The organism is Azonexus sp. (assembly GCF_047638095.1).
Taxonomy (GTDB): Bacteria; Pseudomonadota; Gammaproteobacteria; order Burkholderiales; family Rhodocyclaceae; genus Azonexus.
This window is the reverse complement of record NZ_JBLJBW010000045.1, coordinates 1-18,271: the sequence shown is the minus strand read 5'-3', so window position 1 is coordinate 18,271 and position 18,271 is coordinate 1. Positions and strand designations below refer to the sequence as shown.

The following is an 18,271-nucleotide window of genomic DNA, read 5'->3' as shown; positions in this document are numbered from 1 at the left end:
CAGACCCCGGAAGAAGCCGCCCGTCAGGCCATCGAAAACGACGTGCACGCCATCGGCTGCTCCTCGCTCGCTGCCGGCCACAAGACCCTGGTGCCGCAGATCATCGCCGCCCTGCGCGCCCAAGGTGCCGACGACATCATCGTCTTCGCCGGCGGCGTGATTCCGGCCCAGGATTACGATGCGCTCTACACCGCCGGTGCCAAAGCCATCTTCGGCCCCGGCACGCGGATCGAGGATTCCGCCCGCAAGGTGCTGGAAGAAATCAAGAAAGCACGTTCCTGAAACGGCGTTTGCGTGACACAGCTGACCTCCGCTCCGGGTAGCGACCTGCCCGCCACTGACCAGCAACTGGCCAGCGGCGTGCTGGCTGGCCAACGGCGCGCGCTGGCCAAGGCGATCACCCTCATCGAATCGACCCGCGCCGATCATCAGCAGCGGGCCCAGGCGCTGCTCAACAGCCTCCTGCCGCACACCGGGCGGGCCATTCGGGTGGGAATTTCCGGAGTGCCGGGGGCGGGCAAGTCGACCTTCATCGAAGCGCTCGGGGTGTGGCTGATCGAACAGGGCAAGAAACTTGCCGTGCTGGCGATCGACCCTTCTTCGAGCGTGACGGGCGGCTCCATTCTCGGCGACAAAACGCGCATGGAATTACTCTCCCAGCGCGAAGAGGCCTTTATCCGCCCCAGTCCGTCGGCTGGTTCGCTGGGCGGAGTCGCGGAAAAAACGCGTGAGGCCATGCTGCTCTGCGAGGCCGCCGGCTACGATGTCATCATCGTCGAAACGGTCGGTGTCGGCCAAAGCGAAACCACGGTCGCTGGCATGGTGGACATGTTCTGTCTGCTGCAACTGCCGAACGCCGGCGATGATTTGCAGGCGATCAAAAAAGGCATCGTCGAAATCGCTGACATGGTGGTCATCAACAAAGCCGACATCCAGCCGCAAACCACCGCCGTCGTGCGGGCGCAGTGGCGTAACGCCCTGCACATGTTGCGCACCGCCTCGCCCAACTGGGCACCGCCCGTCATCACCGCCTCGGCGCTGCAAAAACAAGGCATCGCCGAATTTTGGGCCGAGGTAGAAAAATTCCAGGCCGCCTTGACCCCCACCGGCGAATTTGCCGCCAAGCGCCAGCAACAGGCACTGGCCTGGATGTGGCAAATGATCGATGCCGGCCTGCGCCAGCATTTTCGACACCATCCCAGCGTGCAGGCCGACCTGCCCGCGCTCATCACGGCGGTCAGCGCCGGCCAGACGACACCGGCCAGTGCTGCCCGCACCCTGCTTAACCACTTGCAATCCTGATTCATTCGAGGAGTTTTTATGCACAACATCATCCGCCAGCTAGAAAAAAAGCGTGAACTGGCCCGCCTTGGCGGTGGCCAGAAACGTATCGACAGCCAGCACAAAAAAGGCAAGCTGACCGCCCGCGAGCGGATCGAACTGCTGCTCGATCCGGGTTCTTTCGAAGAATGGGACATGTTCAAGGAACATCGTTGCATCGATTTCGGCATGGACCAGTCGGAAAAAACCCCGGGCGACGGCGTGGTGGTGGGCTACGGCACCATCAACGGGCGTCTGGTCTTCGTTTTCTCGCAAGATTTCACCGTTTTTGGCGGCTCGCTCTCGGAAACCCACGCCGAAAAAATCTGCAAGGTGATGGACCACGCCATGAAGGTCGGCGCACCGGTGATCGGTCTCAACGACTCGGGCGGCGCGCGCATTCAGGAAGGCGTCGCCTCGCTCGGCGGTTACGCCGATGTTTTCCAACGTAACGTCATGGCCTCCGGCGTCGTGCCGCAAATCTCCATGATCATGGGGCCGTGCGCCGGCGGCGCGGTGTATTCGCCGTCGATGACCGATTTCATCTTCATGGTCAAGGATTCCTCCTACATGTTCGTGACCGGCCCGGAAGTGGTCAAAACCGTCACCCACGAGGACGTTACCGCCGAAGAACTGGGCGGTGCCATCACCCACACCAGCAAATCCGGCGTCGCCGATCTGGCCTTCGAAAACGACGTCGAAGCCCTCTCCATGCTGCGCCGTTTCATGAATTTCATTCCGGCCAACAACCGCGAAAAACCGCCGGTGACGCCGACCAACGACCCGGCCGAACGCTTCGACCATTCGCTCGACACCCTGGTGCCGGACAATCCAAACAAGCCCTACGACATGAAGGAATTGATCATCAAGGTGGTCGATGACAACGATTTCTTCGAGCTGCAGGCCGATTACGCCAAGAACATCATCATCGGTTTCGGCCGCATGGACGGCCACCCGGTCGGCATCGTCGCCAATCAACCGCTGGTGCTGGCTGGCTGTCTGGACATCAAATCGGCGATCAAGGCTGCCCGCTTTGTGCGTTTTTGCGATGCTTTCAACATTCCGGTCGTCACCTTCGTCGATGTGCCGGGCTTCATGCCGGGCACCGCACAAGAATACGGCGGCATCATCAAGCATGGCGCAAAACTCCTTTACGCCTATGCCGAATGCACCGTGCCGAAAGTCACCGTGATTACCCGCAAAGCCTATGGCGGCGCTTACGACGTGATGAGCTCGAAACACCTGCGCGGCGACGTGAACCTGGCCTGGCCGACGGCGGAAATCGCCGTGATGGGCCCGAAAGGTGCGGTAGAAATCATCTTCCGCGAAGAAAAGAACGATCCAGCCAAACTCGCCGAACGCGAAGCCGAGTACAAGGAAAAGTTCGCCAACCCCTTCGTTGCCGGCGCGCGCGGCTTCATCGACGATGTCATCATGCCGCACGCCACCCGCAAACGCATTTGCCGCTCGCTGGCCATGCTGCGCGACAAACAACTCGACAATCCGTGGCGCAAGCACGGCAACATTCCTCTGTAAGCGTCAGGGAGAAAAAGAAACATGTTCAAGAAAATTCTCATTGCCAATCGCGGCGAAATCGCTTGCCGTGTCATCAAGACCGCCAAGAAAATGGGCATCGCCACCGTGGCCGTCTATTCCGAAGCGGACAAGGACGCACTGCACGTCATGCAGGCCGACGAAGCCGTTTGCATCGGCCCGGCGGCCTCGAAAGAATCCTATCTGGTGATGGACAAGATCATCGCCGCCTGCCAGCAAACCGGTGCCGAAGCCGTGCACCCGGGCTATGGTTTTCTTTCCGAGAACGCCGAATTCTCGCGTCGCCTGGAAGAAGCCGGCATCAAATTCATCGGCCCGAAGCATTATTCGGTGGCCAAAATGGGCGACAAGATCGAGTCGAAAAAACTCGCAATCGAAGCCCAGGTCAACACCATTCCCGGCTATAACGATGCCATCGCCGGCCCGGATGAGGCCGTAAAAATCGCCCAGGGCATCGGTTACCCGGTGATGATCAAGGCTTCTGCCGGCGGCGGCGGCAAGGGTCTGCGCGTTGCTTACAACGATGCTGAAGCGCACGAAGGTTTTTCTTCCTGCGTCAATGAGGCGCGCAACTCCTTCGGCGACGACCGCGTCTTCATCGAAAAATACGTGCTCGAACCGCGCCACATCGAAATTCAGGTGCTCGGTGATTCGCACGGCAACTACGTCTATCTGAACGAGCGCGACTGCTCGATCCAGCGCCGCCACCAAAAGGTCATCGAAGAGGCGCCGAGCCCCTTCGTCGATCCCGAAATGCGCAAAGCCATGGGCGAACAGGCCGTCGCCCTAGCCCGCGCGGTCAATTACGAATCGGCCGGCACGGTCGAATTCGTCGTTTCTGGGGCGACCAAGGAATTCTATTTCCTGGAAATGAACACCCGCCTGCAGGTGGAGCACCCGGTCACCGAACTGATCACCGGCCTGGATCTGGTCGAGCAGATGATCCGCGTCGCCTACGGCGAAAAACTGCCGATCAGCCAGGCTGACGTCAAGATCAACGGCTGGTCGATGGAATGCCGCATCAATGCCGAAGACCCCTTCCGCGGCTTCCTGCCTTCAACCGGTCGTCTGGTGAAATTCCTGCCGCCCGCCGAAGAAACCGATAACGACGGCAGCACCCGCGTCGATACGGGCGTCTATGACGGCGGCGAGATTTCGATGTTCTACGACTCGATGATCGCCAAGCTAATCGTCCATGCGAAAGACCGCAATGCGGCGATTGCCCGTATGCGCCAGGCGCTCAACAGTTTCGTGATTCGCGGCATCTCCTCGAACATCCCCTTCCAGGCCGCGCTGATGCAGCATCCGCGCTTCCAGTCGGGGATGTTTGACACCGGTTTCATCGCCAAGGAATACCCGAAGGGTTTTGATTCCTCCATGGTGCCGCACGACAACCCGGCCCTGCTGGTTTCTGTGGCCGCCTATGTGTATCGCGCCTTTACCGATCGCTCGGCCTCTATTTCCGGCCAGCTGCAAGGCCACGAGCGCATCGTCGGCGACCAGTGGATGGTGGTGCGCCTCAAGGGTGAAGAGAAGGAAAATCACCCGGTCATCGCTCGCCCCATCGCTGGCGGCTACTACGTCGAATACGAAGGCAAGCCCTACGAAATCCGCTCCGAATGGAAGCTGGGCGAAACCCTGTTTACCGGCACCTGCAATGGCAAACCCTTCACCCTGCAAGTCGAGCGCCACAAAACGAAGTACATCATCTACCACTGGGGCTCGCGCGCCGACTTCATGGTGATGAGCGCCCGCGCCGCCGAACTGCTCGCCCTGATGCCGGAAAAACCGGCTCCCGACCTCTCCAAATTCCTGCTCTCGCCCATGCCGGGCCTGCTGCGCGAAGTGGCCGTACAAGTCGGCCAGGAAGTCAAAGCCGGCGAAAAACTGGCGGTGATCGAAGCCATGAAGATGGAAAACATCCTCAAGGCCGAGCAAGACTGCAAGGTGAAGAAAATTACCGGCACCGTGGGCGAGAGCCTGTCGGTGGATCAAGTCATCATCGAATTCGAGTGACGTTTACCATTCCCGGCACTTGCTGTCGGGAAGCCCCACGCAAATCCCTGCCGCAGCTCTCAGCCCGGCAGGGATTTTGTATATTCCCCCAACAGCCCCCAGGAGCAGCTGTCGCAGTGAAAACACTGAGCCTTATCGCCCTCAGTCTGCTGTGCTCCGCCTGCGCCGTCGTGACAGTGGCCGATGCCGCCGTTTCCGTGGTCGCCACGACGGTCAAGGTCGGTGCCACCGTCGTCGGTACAACGGTTGATGTTGCCGCCGCCGGCGTACGCGCCGTCGTCAGCGAAGATGAAGCTGAAACGAAAAAAACCGATTGAATCTTGCCAGGCACAGGGGACGCAACACACGGCGTACACAACAAAAAACCCGCATATGCCGCGGGTTTTTTGTTGTGTACGCCAGTAAAACGCGCCTACTTCCCCTTCGCTTTCATCTGTTCAATGCCCTGGCGCAGCATTTGATCAAGCTCCGAACCCGGCTCGACTTGCGTCAATAAGCTTTCCCAATAGGCGATGGCGGCGGGATGCTCACCGCGCTCCATGGCGGCCATGCCCGCGAGGAAGAGGGAATGGGCGTGTTTGGGGTCGAGTTGCAAGGCGGCATTGACGAGCTCCAGCGATTTACCCTGCAGCCCCGTGCCGCTCGCCATGGCAAGCGTTTCTGCGTAACTGGCGAGCAATTCCGGATCTTCGCGCACGGCTTTTTCTGCTTTGGCGTAGGCGGCAGCAGCCTCTTCATAACGGCTGAGCATCTTGTAAGAGCGAGCGAGCATCAGCCAGCCGTTCGTGTCGTCTGGATTTTCCTGCAAACGGGCCGCAAGCTTTTGCACCATGGCGTCGATGTCTTCCGCCGTCATTTGTTTTTGTGCCGCGATTTTTTCCGGATTGAGCGCCGCCGGATTACCCAGCAAGGCGTAACCCGCCGCCCCCAGCAAAGGCAGAGCGAGCAGAATGAACCAGGCGGTTGGGCGACTGCGCTGCACGCTATCTGCGGCGAGCTCATCTTGCGTGCCTACTTCTTCCAGCATACGCCGCTGCAGCTCGGTTTTGGCTTGAACAAAGTCCTCGGCGGCGAGACTGCCTTCAGCCCGTTCGCGTTCGAGCTCGGTTAGTTGATCACGGTAAATGCCCAGATTGGTGGCCTTGCGGTCGGCATCGACGGCGCGGCGACGGCGGCCAAAAAGCAAACCCGGCAGCAGAATCGCCAAGGCAGTCAGAAGGAGGAGGAAGGCAAAAACGGCAAACGGGGTCATTTTGGATCGAGTTCCTTCAAAAGCGCTTCGGCGCGGCGCATTTCATCGGCGCTCAGCGGTTTATCCGTTTTGGCAAGCAACAGGCTGCGCCGCTTGAGGTAGCTGCGCAGCGCCAGCACGGCAATCAGCAACAATGCGATCGGCCCACCCCAGAGCAGCAGGGTGATTGCTTTTACCGGCGGGCGGTAGAGCACGAAATCACCGTAACGGGTCACCATGAATTCAAGTATTTCATTGTCCGAACGACCATCGTGAATCATGCCGCGAATTTCGCGGCGCAGATCGACAGCCAGTTCAGCATTGGAATCGGCAATGGTTTCGTTCTGGCAGACCAGACAGCGCAATTCCTTCGACAAGGCCTGCAAGCGCTTTTCTGCCACCGGATCGTCGGCAATGGCGGCTTCGTAGGTCGAAGAGGCGTGCGCCGGGGCCATCCACAAACCAAGGAGCAAACTTGCAAAATAAAGCGCTCTCATCGGTTCAGCTCCGCAACCAGGGGCAGGATTTTTTCGTTCAGAATTTTAGGCGACACCGGCCCGGTATGTTTCATGCGAATCACCCCGGTTTTATCGATGACATAGGTTTCTGGCACGCCATACACGCCGTAATCGATCCCCACACGGCCGTCGATGTCCATCACCGTCAGTTGGTAAGGGTCGCCGTGCTGCTGCAGCCAGCCGGCGGCACGCTCCAGTGCCAAGGGCACCTCCTGCTCGGGTGCCAGCCGGCGCATGTCGATTTCGCCGTCGCCGCGCAATTCCTTGTAATTCAAACCGATGATCGGGGTGCCGTTACCGCGCCGGGAAAAATCGACCAGCACCGGATGCTCCTGACGGCAGGAAACGCACCAGCTGGCCCAGACATTGAGCAGCCAGACCTTGCCCTGCATGGCTTGTGGCCCCATGGTTTCGCCTTCTTTGCCGAGCACGGCGAGCTTGAACGCAGGCGCTGGTTTGCCCACCAAGGGCGAAGGCACTTCGCGCGGGTTCAGGTTCAAACCGACGGCGAGCAAGGCCGCCAAGGCAATGAAAGCGCCGAGAATCCAGAAATAACGGTTCATGCCAGCCGCTCCCCTTGCTGTTCGGATGATGCCGCCTGACGGCGCTTACGGTAACGCCGATCGAGCATGGCCAGCAGGCCGCCCAAGGCCATGAGGGCGCTGCCGCCCCAGATCCAGTCGACGAAAGGTTTGTAATACACGCGCACGGCCCAGTCGCCTTCCGGTTGATCCGGGTTGATTGGCTCACCCAAGGAAACATAAACATCGCGCAGCAGGCTGGCATCGATGGCAGCTTCGGTCATCGGCATCATCGAAGAAAAATAATTGCGCTTTTCTGGATGCAAGTTGCGTAATACACGCCCTTGTTCGCTGAGCTCGAATTCGCCTTGCGCGGCCTGATAGTTTGGCCCCTCCACCGAACGCACGCCCTTGAAAGTGAAGTGGTAACCGCCAACATCGACGCTTTCACCCGGGCCAAGCTTGACATCCTTTTCCTGCTCAAAGCTCGTCACCATCGTAACGCCGACTACGAACACGGCCACCCCGATATGCGCCAGATGCATGCCCATGAAGGCTGCCGGTTGGGCAAAAGCCGCCGCAAAAAAGCCGCGCTCACCGCGTGTGGCCTGTACCCGCTGGACGAAGCTGAGCAGGGCCGTAAAGGCAATCCAGGCCGCCAGCAACAGGCCCAGCGCCGTCATGGCTTTCCACTGCCCATAAAGCAAGGGCAGGGCTATCGCCACGAGCACGGCGCAGAGAAAGGCCCAGCGCGTGGTGCGCAAAATTTCGGCAAACGAAGCCGATTTCCAGCGCGCAAAGGGGGTAATGCCGATCAAAAAAAGTACGGGGGTCATGACCGGCACAAAAACCGCGTCAAAATAAGGCTGGCCGACGGAAATTTTTCCCACACCCAAGGCATCAACCAAAAGCGGATACAAAGTCCCCAGCAAAACAGTCGCGCAGGCCACAACCAGCAAAACATTATTGGTCAGGAGCAAGGATTCGCGCGAGACCAGGGCAAACTTCCCGCCCAGGCCTACGCTCGGTGCGCGCCAGGCAAACAGGGCGAGCGAGGAACCAATCACCGCCACCAGGAAAATCAAGATGAACACGCCGCGCGTCGGGTCGGTAGCAAAAGCGTGCACCGAGGTGAGCACACCGGAGCGTACGAGGAAGGTGCCGAGCAGGGAAAGCGAGAACGCAGAAATCGCCAAAAGCACCGTCCAGTTTTTGAAACTGCCGCGTTTTTCCGTTGCCGCCAGCGAATGGATCAAGGCCGTGCCCACCAGCCAAGGCATGAAGGAGGCGTTTTCTACCGGGTCCCAGAACCACCAACCGCCCCAACCCAGTTCGTAGTAAGCCCACCACGAACCCATAGCGATACCCAGAGTGAGGAACACCCAAGCCGCCGTGGTCCATGGCCGCGACCAGCGCGCCCAGGCGGCATCGAGCTTGCCCGAAAGCAAGGCGGCAATGGCAAAGGCGTAGGCCACCGAAAAACCGACGTAGCCCATATAGAGCAGGGGCGGATGAATGACCAGGCCGGGATCCTGCAACAGCGGGTTGAGGTCGCGCCCTTCCGCAACGGCGGGCAGCAGGCGCTCAAACGGATTGGAGGTAAATAAGATGAAGAGCAGGAAACCAAAGGAAACCAAACCCAAGGTGCCCAGCACGCGCGCCAGCATGACTTCCGGCAGCTGCCGGGAGAACAGACGCACGCCCAGCGCCCACCAGGAAAGCATCAGCATCCACAGGAGCAAAGAGCCTTCATGCCCGCCCCACACGGCCGAAATACGGTAGGCCATGGGCAGCAGGGAGTTGGAATGCTGCGCCACATAGACCACGGAAAAATCGTTGTGCGCAAAAGCCCAGGTCAGGCAGAGAAAAGATATCGTCGTCAGCAAGGCATAGGCCGTGGTCGCCGGACGGGCGAGCGCAATCCAGGCGGCGTGGCCGCGATGCGCGCCGATCAGGGGCAGCGTACCGAGCAAGAGGCTGACCAGCGCCGCCAATATGAGCGCGAAATGACCAAGTTCAGGAACCATGCTCAGTGACTCGCTTTCGGGGTGGTTTCGCTGCTCGCCGGTGCGGCCGCTGCGCTGGTTTCCTCAGGCTTTGTCGCCGGATCGGCCATTTTTTCCAAACCGCGCTCGTGCGCGTCGTTCAGAGCTTGCGCCGCTTCCGGCGGCATGTAATTTTCGTCGTGTTTGGCGAGCACTTCCTGGGCCTTGAAAATGCCATTTTCCTGCATACGGCCTTGCGCCACCGCCCCCTTACCTTCCATGAAAAGGTCGGGCAGGATGCCGACGTAATCGACGGCGATTTCATTTTCGGTGTCGGTCACGATGAAGCGAATCGTTACGCCGTCCGCCTGGCGCTGGATGCTGGCCTCTTTGACCAAACCGCCGATGCGAAAGAGCTTATCGGTCGGTGCCTTGCCGTTTTTGACATCGGTCGGCGAAATATAGAGCGCGATATTGCTGTTCAGGGCATTCAACACCAAGGCCGCGATGATGCCGATCAGGGCGAGCGCGCCGCCGATCAGGGCAAGTTTTTTATGACGCAATTTCATACTGCAGCGCTCCGGATTTCTGCCTGCCCTTCGGCACGCAACTGACGCTTGAGGCGCGCCACACTTGCCCGCTGATTGCGGGCAACGAGGAGGGGTTCGATCACCATGAGCAGCGCCGTGACGCCGAAGCTGCCCCAGACGTAAAGCCCATAGCCGCCCATGGCGAGAAAATCGCCCAAGCTGTTCCAGTAAATCATGCCTTATCTCCGTACAAAGCTTTTTTCACCCAGTCGGCGTTGCGCTCGCGCTCCAGCATCAGGGTGCGCACCCGCGCCAGCGCCACGGCAATGGCGTACATCCAAAATGCCAGCGCCATCAGCAGCATGCCCCAGAGCATGATTTCAGCCATCGCCGACTTGGTCAGATTGACGCTGGAGCCTTGGTGCAGGGTGTTCCACCACTTCACCGAGAAGTAAATGATGGGGATATTGACCACACCGACCAGGAGCAGAATGCCGCCCGCCTTGTCGGCGCGGCGCGCATCGTCAATGGCTGCGGTCAGCGCCATATAGCCGATGTAGAGAAAGAGCAGGATCAATTCCGAAGTCAAGCGGGCGTCCCACACCCACCAGGTGCCCCACATCGGTTTGCCCCACAGCGCGCCGGTCCACAAGGAGAGAAAAGCCATGAGTGCGCCGGTCGGAGCGAGCGCCTGCGCCATCATGCCGGAGAGACGCGTATTGAAAGCCAGACCGATCGCCGCCCAAAATGCCATGACCAGGTAGATGAACATGCTCATCCAGGAAGTCGGCACATGGATGAAGATGATGCGGTAGCCCTCGCCTTGCTGGAAGTCGATGGGGGCCACCAGCATGCCGATATACAGACCGGCCAGCCCGAACAGCACGCCAGCGGCGGCAAACCAGGGAATCAGCTTGCCGGCGAGTGGATAAAAGGTAGCGGGGGAAGCGAAACGGTATAAGTTGAAGCGATCGATCATTCGAGGGCAATTTTCAAGGCCGCGGCCGATGCCCAGGGGGCAAAGCCGATTGCGGCGGTGGTCATGGCAGCAAGCAACGAGAGATGTCCATCCCCCCCGAGACCGGACACCGTGGCTTCAACTGCGCCAGCGCCGAATATTAACACCGGAACGTAGAGCGGGAGAACCAAAAGGGAAAGTAGTACCCCACCGCCGCGCACCCCCAGGGTCAGCGCCGCACCAATGGCACCGATCCCCGAAAGCGCCGGCGTACCGAGCAAGATGGTCAGAACGAGCAGCCACAGGGCCTCTGCAGAGAGATCGAACTGCACGCCCAAAACCGGCGCGATCAAGGCCAGCGGCAAGCCGGAAACCAGCCAGTGCGCAATGACTTTGCCGGTCACGATCAAGCCCAGCGGGTAGGGCGAAAGGGCGAGTTGCTCCAGCGTGCCGTCGCGGTAATCATCGGCAAAAAGACGCGGCAGAGAAAGCATGGTGGCCAACAGCGCTGCCACCCACAGCACACCGGGCGCGAGTTTGCGTAAAAGATCCGTTTCCGGGCCGATCCCCAAGGGAAAAAGACTGACCACGATAATGAAGAAAAACAGCGCCGAAACAATATCCGCCTGCCGGCGCATGGCCAGCTGCAGATCCCGGGCGATGACGGAAAAAATGATTCTGAACACGCCCTCTCCTCAGCCGATCCGCAATTCGCGCACCGTGCCGGCGGGAATGTCCACCGCCTGGTGTGTCGTCATGATCGCCATGCCGCCGCGCTGCAAACACCCGGAAATGATGCCGGCCAACCAATCCACCGCGCCCACGTCGAGCGCCACAAAAGGCTCGTCCAGCACCCAGAGCGGACGCCGATCGACCACCAAGCGCGCCAGTGCGACCCGGCGTTTCTGCCCTTGCGACAAATAACGGCAGGGCAAATCCTCGCGCCCGGCCAGCCCGACCTGGGCCAGCGCATCGAGCGCCGCCTCTTCGTCCAGCGCCTGCCCGGCAAAACGCGCCGCGTGCTGAAAATTTTCCAGCGGCGTCAATTCTTCCTTGATCGCATTGTGATGACCGAGATAGCAAAGCGCCGCATGAAATTCCTCAGTTTGCTGGCGAATCGGCTTGCCTTGCCAGCGAATTTCACCTTGTTCGGGCGGCAAAAGACCAATCAGCATGCGCAGCAAACTGGTTTTGCCCGCGCCATTACGCCCCTGCAAATAAATCAGCTCCCCGGGTGCCAAGCAAAAGCTCAGGCCCGCAAAAAGGCGGTTATCACCGCGCAGGCACTCCAAATTGTCGGCTTCGAGCATGGCAAAAGCGGGGTACACCCCGGAATCAAGGTAGGTAAATTATGGAGGCGCAAGTGTAGCGGCAGATTAAGACGAATCAAACTGGAAAAAAATGCCGGCCCATACCCGTTCAACTCAAACCGCAGATTCGCTCGATCGCGCTGATGCTGGCCCCGGCAGCATCGAAACCACATTGCTGACGCAACTCCACCATCCCGGCCGGATGGCTGACGTTGATTCCCGTCAGGTAATCGCCGATCACATCGAGACCGACCAGCAACAAACCGCGTTTGAGCAACACGGGGGCCAGGGTTTCGGCGATTTCCCGATCGCGCGCCGATAACTCCTGCGCCACGCCCGTACCGCCGGCGGCAAGGCTGCCGCGCGTTTCGCCGGCCCGCGGAATACGCGCCAGACACCAAGGCACGACCTTGCCGGCAATGAGCAAAATCCGCTTGTCGCCCTGATCTATTTCCGGCAGATAACGCTGGGCAATGATGGTGCGCCGGCCGTCGTCGCTCAGTGCCTCAGCAATGGCGTTACGGTTGCGGTCGTTGCGATGCACCCGAAAAACACGCACCTTGGCCCCGCCGTCTATGGGCTTCAGGATCACATCGCGCTCGTTGTCGATGAATTCGCGCAGTTGGCGCAGGTGCCGGGTGATCAAGGTGGTCGGCGTAAATTGCGGAAATTCGGCGGTGGCAATTTTTTCCGAATGCTCGCGCAAGGCCCGCGGCCGGTTGACCACACGCAAGCCATCGGCCTCGGCGCGCTCGAGTAGCCAGGTGGCGGTAAAAAATTCAGCATCTGCCGGCGGATCGATGCACACGACCAGCGCATCGAGAAAACGCAAGGCCCGCCACTCACGCGCCACTTCGCGATACCAGTCATGGTCATCCGGGCGCAGGTGCATCTGCAAAACCTCACCAAACACCCCGCCCACATGCCCGGGCTCCGATCGCCGCCAGCTCAGGCTCGGCGTCTGAATGGCAAAAACCTCATGACCATGACTCTGCGCCGCCCGCATCAAGGCCACGGCGGGATCGTTATAGGCCCGCCGGCTACCCAGAGGATCCGTCACGAAGCCCAGCTTCAGGCTGACGCTGCGTCCGGCAATTTCCTTGTCGAAATTGAGCTGCATGACCACTGCACACGACCTCCACCTAGATGCAAGCGCTTTATCAAGTCCGCATCACCACAAAAACTGCCATAAACACCACTGCCTCCAGCCCGCACAAACTGCCGGTTTTTTCGCGCCAGATCAAGCCGGTGCCGTATTCGCCAATTCCACCGCCGCCGCCAGACAGGCCAGACGTGCGACCACGCCGTAAGCGTAAAAACGGTTGGGCGGCGCATCCGGGTTGCCGCAACGGTGGTCCGGTAAATTGCAGCCGGTTTCAAAGGCCAGCGGCTCGAAATGCATGCCCGGCGCGTTGAGGTTTTCGTCCTTGCCGCGCCCGGTATGCACGCGATAAAACCCGCCCACGACGTAGCGGTCGATCATATACACCACCGGCTCGGCCACCGCCTCATTGACGGTTTCAAAGGAATGCACACCTTCCTGGATCAGCACTTGGGAAATTTCCATGCCCTCCTTGCCCACGCTCATCTTGTTACGCTGCTTGCGGTTCAAGGCAATCACTTCATCAGCATCACGCACCGTCATCACACTCATGCCATAGGTGCCGGCATCGGCCTTGACCACGACATAAGGCGTTTCGCTGATGCCGTATTCCTTGTATTTTTCGCGCACGATGTCGAGCACGCCGGCAACATTGGCCGCCAGACATTCCTCGCCCTGACGCTCATGGAAATTCACCGCCTGACACAGGGAAAAGGTCGGATTGATGCGCCAGGGATCGATGCCGATCGCCTTGGCAAAACCATTGGCAACCTCGTCGTAGGCCGTGAAATGGTTGGATTTGCGGCGCACCGCCCAGCCGGCGTGCAAAGGCGGCAGGACAAACTGGTCTTCAATGCCTTGCAAAATCGCCGGAATACCTGCCGACAAATCGTTATTGAGCAAAATCGCACAGGGCTCAAAACCCGCCACACCGAGGCGGTTGCCCTGGCGCAGCAAAGGTTCCAGTAAAAGCTTTTGCCCATTGTTCAGTTCAATTTCCATCGGCGCGGTGATTTCCGGGGCGAGCGAACCCAAGCGCACTTCCAGGCCGGTTTGGCGCAGCATGTAGGCGATTTGCGCCACGTTCTGCAAATAAAACTGATTGCGTGTGTGATTTTCTGGAATCAGCAACAGACGCTTGGCAAAAGGGCAGAATTTTTCGATGGCGCTCATCGCCGCGTGCATGCACAGGGGCAAAAAAGCCGGATTGAGATTATTGAAGCCGCCAGGAAACAAATTGGTATCGACCGGGGCCAGCTTGAATCCGGCATTGCGCAGATCGACCGAAGAATAAAAAGGCGGTGAATACGTTTTCCACTGGCCGCGCAGCCATTGCTCGATTTCCGGACTGGCCTCGAGAAAACGCCGCTCCAGATCCAGCAAGGGGCCGCTCAAGGCGGTGGTGAGATGAGGAACCATGGAATCTCTCCAAAATAATGGCCGGATGTTACACCGCGTCCGCCCCCGGCAAAAAGGGTAAAATGCGCGGTTCTTCGTTTCTTGCCGGAGCCTGACCGCCGTGCTCGTCGCTGCCAACATCACCATGCAATTCGGGGCCAAGCCCCTCTTTGAGAACGTCAACGTCAAGTTCGGCGAGGGCTATCGCTACGGCCTGATCGGGGCCAACGGCGCGGGCAAATCGACCTTCATGAAGATCCTGTGCGGCGCGCTCGAGCCTTCCGCCGGCAACGTCTCCAAAGAAGTCACCGAGCGCATGGCCTATCTGCGCCAGGATCAATTCGCCTACGAAGACATGCGGGTACTCGACGTGGTGATGATGGGCCACGAAGAATTGTGGGCCGCCATCCAGGAACGCGACGCCATTTACGCCAACCCGGAGGCCAGCGAGGACGACTACATGCGCGCCGCCGAGCTCGAAGGAAAGGTCGGCGAGTACGACGGCTACACCGCCGAAGCCCGCGCCGGCGAATTGTTGCTGGCAGTGGGCATCCCTATCGAGCAACACAACGGCCCGATGCGCGAAGTCGCCCCCGGCTGGAAACTGCGCGTGCTGCTTTGCCAGGCGCTGTTTGCCGACCCGGACATCCTGCTGCTCGACGAGCCGACCAACAACCTCGACATCAACACCATCCGCTGGCTGGAAGACGTGCTCAACGAGCGCAATTCCACCATGATCATCATTTCCCACGACCGCCACTTTCTCAACCAGGTGTGCACCCACATGGCGGATCTGGATTACGGCAAGATTCAGCTCTACCCCGGCAATTACGACGACTTCATGGAAGCCTCGGCACAGGCCCGCGCCCGTCAGTCGCAGGCCAACGCCAAAGCCAAGGAGCGCATCGCCGAATTGCAGGATTTCGTGCGCCGCTTCTCAGCCAACAAATCCAAGGCCAAGCAGGCGACCAGCCGCATGAAGCTGATCGACAAACTCAAGCCGGAAGACGTCAAACCCTCGTCGCGCCAATACCCCTGGATTCGCTTCGATTACGACGAGAAACAAAAACTGCACCGGCAGGCGGTGGAAATAGAAAACCTCTCCTTCGCTTACCCGGGCGGCGAGCGCAGAATTTTTGACCGCCTCTCGCTGAGCATCAACGGCGGCGAAAAAATCGCCGTCATCGGTGAAAACGGTGTCGGTAAAACCACCTTCCTCAAATTGCTGATGGGTGAACTCACCCCCGACGCCGGCAGCCTGAAATGGGCGGAAAAAGCCCAACTCGGCTATTACGCGCAAGACCACTCCGCACACTTTGCCGGCAACGAAAGCCTGACCGAATGGATTTCCGGCTACGCCCGCGCCAGTATCGAAGACGGCGGCGACCTGGAAACCCTGGTACGCGGCACCTTAGGGCGCTTATTGTTTTCCGGCGACGAGCAGAAAAAACCGGTCAACGTCATTTCCGGTGGCGAGCAGGGGCGCATGCTCTTTGGCCGCTTGATGCTGGAGCGCACGAACGTGCTGATTCTCGACGAGCCGACCAATCACCTCGACATGGAATCGATCGAAGCCCTGAACGCCGGCCTGGAAAAATTCCCCGGCACGCTGATTTTCGTCTCCCACGACCGCGAATTCGTTTCCTCGCTCGCCACCCGCGTGCTCGAAATCAAAGACGGGCGCGTCATCGATTACCTGGGCGGCTACGAAGATTATCTCGACAGCTGCCTGGCGCAGGGCTGAGCCCGCGCCCTTCAGTAATAGGGCAGATAGAGCGGGTAAAGCACCCGCTCTTCTTTTTCGATACGCTCGGTCAAAACTTCGCCGATGGTGGCGAAGTCTTTGGCAAACGCTTTCGCCAGTTCGTTATCGACGCCGATTGCATCGTATTTCTTGAGAAAATTCATCGCCACCCGGGCGATAGCGTCCATTTCGCGACGAAACTCATGAATCAGTTCAGAATTGATTTCATCGTTCGCCAGGCTGTGGCTGAGGTAGATGTACAAGCGCACATTTTCGGTCAGCAAATGCGCCTGCAAGCCGCTGCGAAAATGCGTCAATTTTTTTGACACCTCGACGTAATCCCCGCCCTCGAACGCCGCCTTGATTTCCAGATACAGGCCGATCAAATTTTGATGATCTGCCTTTAACTGCGGCACCAGTTCCGGTTGAAAACGAATTTCCGTGCCCGGTGCCGCCCGATATTGCGGCGCTTGCTCAAGGACAGGTGCTGGCGCTACCGCACTTTCTTTTTTACGAAAAAACCCGAACATGCTCCCTCCCGATCAAAATGATTGGCTGCGAATACCATCGCGGCCACCGTTTTTTACTTCGTACATCAAACGATCTGCCTCGCACAGCATAACGGTCAACTCTGCCGGCGGCACCCCATAACTTGCCACACCGATACTAAAAGTTACTGGCCACGAGGCTTCACGCATGGCCAAAAGCAGGCGCTCACGCAATTTTTCGGCATACTCCAAGGCCGCCTCCTGGCCCGCCCCGGGCAGCAGCAAAACAAACTCATCTCCCCCCAGGCGTCCCGCAAGATCGCTGGCGCGCAGCTGTTTTTGCAAAACTTCCGCCACTCGGCGCAGCAAACGATCTCCGGTTTCATGTCCGGATTCGTCATTAACCTGTTTGAAATGGTCGAGATCGATAAATAACACACTGATCGGCGTTCCCTGGCGGCGCGCCAGATGCAGCAAAAGCTCGCCGTCTTGCAAAAAACCAAAACGATTGGGCAGATGGGTCAGCGCATCATTGCGCGCCAAGCGGGTTTCGCGCTGCAAAATTTCACGAATTTTGCCCAACAGCCAGATGCTGCTAAAGGGAATGGCGATGCGCACCAAGGTATTGAATATCAGCGGCCAAGCACTGCTGTTTTCCCCACCCAGCTGGCGATCCGTCATATGCCAGAGCAACACGGTAATACTTGCCAAAAGATAGGCGCGCGGCAGGCTGACGTACCAGGCAATCAGCATCGCCGGCAAAATGAAGAAAATGTGCAGCTCGTACGCCGGCCCGCTCCACACGTTCAGATAACTGATGACACCCACCGCCAGCAGGGCGACCAGCCACAATCCAATCTTGCCGCGCCGGCCGGGCTGATAAAGGGCAAGTTGACGCAAATTCATGAATACAGTCCCCTTCCGATGCCGTGTGACGCATCATCGAAGAATCTGCCCCAGCTGGCAAGCGCGCAAAGCAAACAATTCGCCCGCACGCGGCGTCTATTCGAGCAAACCGGCCGCTTGCAATTCACGCAAGGTACGCACACATTCGATGTCGGCATCTCGATACGCCGCCTTGACGTAATCGACATAGGCGGCATCCTCACCGTGCGTTTGCTCCAGCGTGGTGTGGTAAGTGAAGCGCAAAAACAGCGCTTCTGGCAGCGGCTCTTCAATACGGATGCACAGGCTGCCGCCGGGGTGTTCCGGCCCTGGGGCGATGACGAAATCAACCGCCTCGCCAAGACGCAGACCAACCTGATCGATGAGCTTGACCGCGCCGAAATCGAGCAAGCGCTTCGCCTGCGTCGAACTGCGCTCGAGCAGGGTAGAGGCGCGCAAACCGGGCGAAAAAGGCAGGGGGTTATCCACCCGATACTCCAGACCGCGCCACAGCTGCGCGCGCGTCATCGGCTGCAACAAAGGGTTGCCGGGGTCGTTGATGGCAATCAGGTGTTCGAATTTCATGGGGCGATGGTAGCATCCCGCCATGCAACTCGAACGAATCCTCCAATCCCAGGGCTTTGGCACGCGCAAGGATTGCCGCGTGCTGATCCGGCACCGGCGCGTCACGGTCAATGGCGTTTTGTGCGA

21 protein-coding genes are annotated in these 18,271 nt (G+C 59.2%); 7 read left to right on the top strand and 14 right to left on the bottom strand.

What is annotated here, in order from left to right; all coding sequences use genetic code 11:
- The 5 genes from ACM62Q_RS10905 to ACM62Q_RS10885 form a co-directional block, all read left to right on the top strand.
- The coding region (locus ACM62Q_RS10905; RefSeq protein WP_415036459.1) for a cobalamin-dependent protein at positions 1–282 on the top strand (282 nt) is incomplete at its 5' end.
- A 21-nt stretch (positions 283–303) separates the two neighbouring features.
- The gene (meaB, locus tag ACM62Q_RS10900; protein WP_415036463.1) at positions 304–1,302 is read left to right on the top strand and encodes a methylmalonyl Co-A mutase-associated GTPase MeaB; all 999 of its coding nucleotides are present in this window, start codon (positions 304–306) and stop codon (positions 1,300–1,302) included.
- 18 nt (positions 1,303–1,320) lie between these two features.
- Positions 1,321–2,856 carry an acyl-CoA carboxylase subunit beta gene (locus tag ACM62Q_RS10895; protein ID WP_415036457.1) on the top strand — a complete coding sequence of 512 codons (1,536 nt, stop codon included), beginning with the start codon at positions 1,321–1,323 and terminating at the stop codon, positions 2,854–2,856.
- Positions 2,857–2,877: 21 nt separating this feature from the next.
- Entirely contained in the window at positions 2,878–4,890 is a 2,013-nt protein-coding gene (locus tag ACM62Q_RS10890; protein WP_415036455.1) for an acetyl-CoA carboxylase biotin carboxylase subunit, read from the top strand.
- 116 nt (positions 4,891–5,006) lie between these two features.
- On the top strand, positions 5,007–5,207 hold the full coding sequence (locus ACM62Q_RS10885) for a hypothetical protein (protein ID WP_415036453.1): 201 nt from the start codon (positions 5,007–5,009) through the stop codon (positions 5,205–5,207).
- Between the two features lie 95 nt (positions 5,208–5,302).
- On the opposite strand, the gene ccmI is transcribed toward ACM62Q_RS10885, so the two are convergent.
- The 11 genes from ccmI to gshA form a co-directional block, all read right to left on the bottom strand.
- Positions 5,303–6,142, bottom strand: coding sequence for a c-type cytochrome biogenesis protein CcmI (gene ccmI, locus ACM62Q_RS10880; protein WP_415036451.1), 840 nt, complete (start codon positions 6,140–6,142; stop codon positions 5,303–5,305).
- Entirely contained in the window at positions 6,139–6,618 is a 480-nt protein-coding gene (locus tag ACM62Q_RS10875; RefSeq protein WP_415036449.1) for a cytochrome c-type biogenesis protein, read from the bottom strand. The genes ccmI and ACM62Q_RS10875 overlap by 4 nt, the downstream gene beginning before the upstream one ends.
- A complete protein-coding gene (locus ACM62Q_RS10870; RefSeq protein WP_415036447.1) occupies positions 6,615–7,202 on the bottom strand; it encodes a DsbE family thiol:disulfide interchange protein in 588 nt (195 codons plus the stop codon). Before ACM62Q_RS10870 ends, ACM62Q_RS10875 begins: the two co-directional genes overlap by 4 nt.
- Positions 7,199–9,187 carry a heme lyase CcmF/NrfE family subunit gene (locus ACM62Q_RS10865; RefSeq protein WP_415036445.1) on the bottom strand — a complete coding sequence of 663 codons (1,989 nt, stop codon included), beginning with the start codon at positions 9,185–9,187 and terminating at the stop codon, positions 7,199–7,201. The genes ACM62Q_RS10870 and ACM62Q_RS10865 overlap by 4 nt, the downstream gene beginning before the upstream one ends.
- 2 nt (positions 9,188–9,189) lie before the next feature.
- Positions 9,190–9,714: a cytochrome c maturation protein CcmE gene (gene ccmE / locus ACM62Q_RS10860; protein WP_415036443.1), complete on the bottom strand. Its 525-nt coding sequence runs from the start codon at positions 9,712–9,714 to the stop codon at positions 9,190–9,192.
- A complete protein-coding gene (ccmD, locus tag ACM62Q_RS10855) occupies positions 9,711–9,911 on the bottom strand; it encodes a heme exporter protein CcmD (protein ID WP_415036441.1) in 201 nt (66 codons plus the stop codon). The genes ccmE and ccmD overlap by 4 nt, the downstream gene beginning before the upstream one ends.
- Positions 9,908–10,654 carry a heme ABC transporter permease CcmC gene (gene ccmC / locus ACM62Q_RS10850; protein WP_415036439.1) on the bottom strand — a complete coding sequence of 249 codons (747 nt, stop codon included), beginning with the start codon at positions 10,652–10,654 and terminating at the stop codon, positions 9,908–9,910. The genes ccmD and ccmC overlap by 4 nt, the downstream gene beginning before the upstream one ends.
- Positions 10,651–11,319 (bottom strand): heme exporter protein CcmB, encoded by a 669-nt coding sequence (gene ccmB / locus ACM62Q_RS10845; protein WP_415036437.1) that lies wholly within the window; start codon positions 11,317–11,319, stop codon positions 10,651–10,653. Before ccmB ends, ccmC begins: the two co-directional genes overlap by 4 nt.
- 9 nt (positions 11,320–11,328) lie before the next feature.
- Entirely contained in the window at positions 11,329–11,943 is a 615-nt protein-coding gene (gene ccmA, locus ACM62Q_RS10840) for a cytochrome c biogenesis heme-transporting ATPase CcmA (protein WP_415036435.1), read from the bottom strand.
- Positions 11,944–12,052: 109 nt separating this feature from the next.
- The gene (gshB, locus tag ACM62Q_RS10835; protein WP_415036433.1) at positions 12,053–13,063 is read right to left on the bottom strand and encodes a glutathione synthase; all 1,011 of its coding nucleotides are present in this window, start codon (positions 13,061–13,063) and stop codon (positions 12,053–12,055) included.
- Positions 13,064–13,183: 120 nt separating this feature from the next.
- Positions 13,184–14,464, bottom strand: a complete 1,281-nt coding sequence (gene gshA, locus ACM62Q_RS10830; protein ID WP_415036431.1) for a glutamate--cysteine ligase — start codon at positions 14,462–14,464, stop codon at positions 13,184–13,186.
- Positions 14,465–14,564: 100 nt separating this feature from the next.
- On the opposite strand from gshA, the gene ACM62Q_RS10825 reads away from it, so the two are divergent.
- The gene (locus tag ACM62Q_RS10825; protein WP_415036429.1) at positions 14,565–16,187 is read left to right on the top strand and encodes an ABC-F family ATPase; all 1,623 of its coding nucleotides are present in this window, start codon (positions 14,565–14,567) and stop codon (positions 16,185–16,187) included.
- Between the two features lie 11 nt (positions 16,188–16,198).
- Here ACM62Q_RS10825 and ACM62Q_RS10820 read toward each other — a convergent pair whose 3' ends face one another.
- From ACM62Q_RS10820 to ACM62Q_RS10810, 3 genes are all read right to left on the bottom strand, one after another.
- Entirely contained in the window at positions 16,199–16,717 is a 519-nt protein-coding gene (locus tag ACM62Q_RS10820) for a hemerythrin domain-containing protein (RefSeq protein WP_415036427.1), read from the bottom strand.
- 12 nt (positions 16,718–16,729) lie between these two features.
- Positions 16,730–17,581 (bottom strand): GGDEF domain-containing protein, encoded by an 852-nt coding sequence (locus ACM62Q_RS10815; protein ID WP_415036425.1) that lies wholly within the window; start codon positions 17,579–17,581, stop codon positions 16,730–16,732.
- A 96-nt stretch (positions 17,582–17,677) separates the two neighbouring features.
- The gene (locus tag ACM62Q_RS10810) at positions 17,678–18,145 is read right to left on the bottom strand and encodes an SRPBCC family protein (RefSeq protein WP_415036423.1); all 468 of its coding nucleotides are present in this window, start codon (positions 18,143–18,145) and stop codon (positions 17,678–17,680) included.
- 22 nt (positions 18,146–18,167) lie between these two features.
- Between ACM62Q_RS10810 and ACM62Q_RS10805 the strand changes: the two genes are divergently transcribed.
- Positions 18,168–18,271 (top strand): S4 domain-containing protein (locus ACM62Q_RS10805; RefSeq protein ID WP_415036461.1); only part of this gene is annotated, 104 nt, incomplete at its 3' end.

Bases quoted from the DNA above. Each gene is read 5' to 3' on its own strand.
- ACM62Q_RS10895 (WP_415036457.1), top strand. From the start codon at position 1,321: ATGCACAACATCATCCGCCAGCTAGAAAAAAAGCGTGAACTGGCCCGC.
- ACM62Q_RS10890 (WP_415036455.1), top strand. From the start codon at position 2,878: ATGTTCAAGAAAATTCTCATTGCCAATCGCGGCGAAATCGCTTGCCGT.
- ccmI (WP_415036451.1), bottom strand. From the start codon at position 6,142: ATGACCCCGTTTGCCGTTTTTGCCTTCCTCCTCCTTCTGACTGCCTTG.
- ACM62Q_RS10875 (WP_415036449.1), bottom strand. From the start codon at position 6,618: ATGAGAGCGCTTTATTTTGCAAGTTTGCTCCTTGGTTTGTGGATGGCC.
- ACM62Q_RS10870 (WP_415036447.1), bottom strand. From the start codon at position 7,202: ATGAACCGTTATTTCTGGATTCTCGGCGCTTTCATTGCCTTGGCGGCC.
- ACM62Q_RS10865 (WP_415036445.1), bottom strand. From the start codon at position 9,187: ATGGTTCCTGAACTTGGTCATTTCGCGCTCATATTGGCGGCGCTGGTC.
- ccmE (WP_415036443.1), bottom strand. From the start codon at position 9,714: ATGAAATTGCGTCATAAAAAACTTGCCCTGATCGGCGGCGCGCTCGCC.
- ccmD (WP_415036441.1), bottom strand. From the start codon at position 9,911: ATGATTTACTGGAACAGCTTGGGCGATTTTCTCGCCATGGGCGGCTAT.
- ccmC (WP_415036439.1), bottom strand. From the start codon at position 10,654: ATGATCGATCGCTTCAACTTATACCGTTTCGCTTCCCCCGCTACCTTT.
- ccmA (WP_415036435.1), bottom strand. From the start codon at position 11,943: ATGCTCGAAGCCGACAATTTGGAGTGCCTGCGCGGTGATAACCGCCTT.
- gshB (WP_415036433.1), bottom strand. From the start codon at position 13,063: ATGCAGCTCAATTTCGACAAGGAAATTGCCGGACGCAGCGTCAGCCTG.
- gshA (WP_415036431.1), bottom strand. From the start codon at position 14,464: ATGGTTCCTCATCTCACCACCGCCTTGAGCGGCCCCTTGCTGGATCTG.
- ACM62Q_RS10820 (WP_415036427.1), bottom strand. From the start codon at position 16,717: ATGTTCGGGTTTTTTCGTAAAAAAGAAAGTGCGGTAGCGCCAGCACCT.
- ACM62Q_RS10815 (WP_415036425.1), bottom strand. From the start codon at position 17,581: ATGAATTTGCGTCAACTTGCCCTTTATCAGCCCGGCCGGCGCGGCAAG.
- ACM62Q_RS10810 (WP_415036423.1), bottom strand. From the start codon at position 18,145: ATGAAATTCGAACACCTGATTGCCATCAACGACCCCGGCAACCCTTTG.